3 protein-coding genes are annotated in these 3,068 nt (G+C 58.0%); all 3 read right to left on the bottom strand.

The features are described from left to right. On the bottom strand, positions 1–538 hold a 538-nt coding region (locus tag DBR24_RS33900), incomplete at its 3' end, for a glycosyltransferase family 2 protein (RefSeq protein WP_256591857.1). 124 nt (positions 539–662) lie between these two features. Beyond that, positions 663–2,234, bottom strand: coding sequence for a flagellar hook-associated protein 3 (locus tag DBR24_RS26360; protein WP_128616177.1), 1,572 nt, complete (start codon positions 2,232–2,234; stop codon positions 663–665). A 13-nt stretch (positions 2,235–2,247) separates the two neighbouring features. After that, positions 2,248–3,068 (bottom strand): flagellar basal body rod C-terminal domain-containing protein (locus DBR24_RS33905; protein WP_305889143.1); only part of this gene is annotated, 821 nt, incomplete at its 5' end.

The raw sequence follows: 3,068 nt of genomic DNA on the forward strand, positions 1-3,068 counted from the left end.
GCGCATGCCGTGTACGTAGCAAGGCACCACTGAGACCACTGAGAAAATTGAAGGCGCTGGATTCCAGAATCCCCAGCAGATCCTCCCCCTTGAACAAGGTGACGCCCTTTGAAAAGCAACTGTTTTCCAAACGGTCGGACAGCAGAATACTGTCCTCGTCAAAGAACTGCCGTTGACCGATGACCAGATTGACGTCGCCGTGATCGATAAACCCCGCGACCTGCTGAGCAATGCACTCCGGCAGCAACTGATCGTCGTCACACAGCAACTTCAGGTAATCGCCGTTGGCCTCCTGCGCACAGGCGGCAAGGTTGCCTTGAAAACCAAGGCGCTGCGGATTGCGCACATAGCGCAGACGAATCGAAACCGGCACCTCACAGGCATCGACGAGCTCGCGGATCTCGTTACCGTCACTGTCATCGCAAACGACGACTTCAAGATTGGCGTAGGTCTGACTCAGGGCGCTTTCCAGTGCCACGAGGAAGAACTGCGGGTTAAAGGCGGGAATGGCGATGGTGACGAGAGGTGCTGGTTTCACGGCGGGGGAACTCGCGAGCGGCGGGAGCTTGCCTTGACGAGGCAAAACTCCCTGAACCGCTGAAGAAAGACGGTTTTCACTCGGCAGTCGCAAGCCTTTGCGAGGTCATCGCGAAGGCTCTGACTCAAATTTTGTTGAACAGACCCAACTGAGCAATCTTGCTGAACGCCAGTTGCGAGGCCTGCAGCATGGTTTGTTGCAAGGTCAGGCGGGTCATCACTTCAGCCGGATCGGAATCGCGGATCGCGCCCTGGGTTTGCGTGTTGGCCAAAGACAGGCTCTGATTGATATCGGTCTGGTTCACCAAGGAAGCGCCGCGACCACCTACAGAACTGACACCGGCCGCCAGTTGATCAATGCCGCTGGACAGATTACCGATACCTGCTGTGACTGCAGCATTCATTTTCTGAATAGCGATCGGACTATTATTGGTCGGCGTCGACAGCGCGGTTCGTAACTGACTGACAGTGTCCAGAATGTTCTGAGTCTGGTGCGTGTTGACCCCAACCGAGAATTGATCACCCGCACCAGGCGTGCCCGACACGGTGAACGACACGCCGGATGCGGTGGCGGTGGTACCGGCCATGGTTCCGGTGGACACAGGCTTGCTGTCAGCCGTCAGTGGCGCGGCATAAAGCTCGAAATCCGTGGCACTGGTGAACTTGAGAATCGCCCCACCGGTAGGAAAGCTGGCCTTGTAGTCGGTGTTGTTGGTCACCGTTGCACCCGTCACCAATGCGCTTGACGAATTACCCGGACTGCGCGAAGTGGTGAAGCTGTCCGGCTTGGCTGCCAGGGTGAAACTGTGTCCAGCGATAGCCGCGTCCGGGTTGGCGCTGTCACCCGCCTGGAGGTTGATATTGAGAGTCAGATCAACACCGCGGAAATTCACGGTCTGGGTGTTCGCATTACTGGAGGAGAACACACCATTCTGACTTGCTTCGGCGGTCACATCGTTGCCGCCCGCGTCGGTAATTTTCAGTTGCGTACTGCTCAAAAACGAAACGGTGTAGGGCTCGCCGCTGCGGAACTTGGCGTTGTAGGTAACATCCGAATTGACTTGGCCGTTGGACAACACCACACGACCATCATTGACTGCTGGTGCAGTAAGGTTGGTTTGAGTGCGATTGGTATTGATCGCCTGCTGGAACACATCCCAACCGGTGCTGTTGGTGGCCATCGACTGGTTGTCGCCAATCGGCAGATCCAGAGTCACCTGGTCACCGTTGTAGCTGTAGGTGCCATCGGTATTGCGCGAGAAAGGCGCAACATCACCCTTCGATCCCGAGAAGATGTACTTGCCGTTTTCGTCCTTGGTATTCATCAGGCTGAGCAACTGCTCTTCGATCTGCCCCAGCTCCGACGCATTCGCCTGGCGGTCGGCATCGGTATAGCCGGCGTTGCCCGCCCCCAGAGCCAGCTCTTTGGCTCGCTGCAGGACGTTGCCAATGCTGGTCATCACTGCTTCCGTCTGGCCGAGCGTGCCCTTGATGGTGGTCATGTTGGCCGAGTACTGATCAAGCATCGAAGCCTGCTGACCCAATTGCAGCAAACGCGAGGCACCCACCGGATCGTCTGCCGCAGTGTTGACGCGAACCAGGCTGCTCGCCTCTTCGCTGCTCTTGACCACGTTGGCGAAGTTTTTCTGGTAGTTGGCTGCCGAGGACTCGTAAAACTGGCCAGTAGAAATGCGCATGGTTTACGACTCCTTAAAGACTGTTGATCAGTGTGCTGAAGGTTTCCTGCGCAGCCTTGATGATCTGCGAGGACGCGGTGTAGTACTGCTGGAACTTGACCAGGTTGCCGGTCTCTTCGTCGAGGTCGACACCGGACAGCGAGTCACGGGCGCCCTTGGCGTTGGCCAGAATCGCATCGGTGGCGGCACTGTCGAGCTTGCCCTGAGCGGCTTTGGCACCGACGCCTTCGACCAGTTTGCCGTAGGCATCGGTCAGCGAAATGCCCTTGCTGGCAGAGCCGGTGTCCACCACCTGCTTGGTCTGCAGACCCGCCAGTGTGGTGCCGTTGCGGTTATCGAGGCTACCAGGCTGGCTTAGACTCACGTTGATTGCCGTGCCTTTGACAGGTGAACCGGCAACGGTCATATCGAAGCTGACGGTGTATTGAGTGGCGGGGGCAGGCGGAATTGGCGCACCGGTCGAGTCTTTGAGCGGGATGCTCAGACTCAAGGTATTACTCTGACCTGGCTGGATGCTGCCACTGCTAAGAACGCCACCTTGGGCATCCAGCAACTGGTAGCTCTGGGTCGTGCCATCTGCCGACGGATCACCAAACACCACTTTGACCGGCGTCGAGTACTTCATGCCGTTCTGCATCGCAGTGGTGGTGGTCGGGTCGTAGATGTCGAACTTGGTGGTCAGGGTCGGCTGACCGCTGGCCGGGATGGTCAGCGTGCCGCTGCCACCCGGAGCAATGGCGGCGCCCAACGGAGCGGCGATGGCCAGACGCTTGGAGTCGGTCATCTCGGTCTTGATGTTGGCTGCAGCATTGCGGGTCGGGGTGATCTTGAACG

It is taken from the genome of Pseudomonas sp. HMWF006, from assembly GCF_003061205.1.
Taxonomy (GTDB): domain Bacteria; phylum Pseudomonadota; class Gammaproteobacteria; order Pseudomonadales; family Pseudomonadaceae; genus Aquipseudomonas; species Aquipseudomonas monsensis.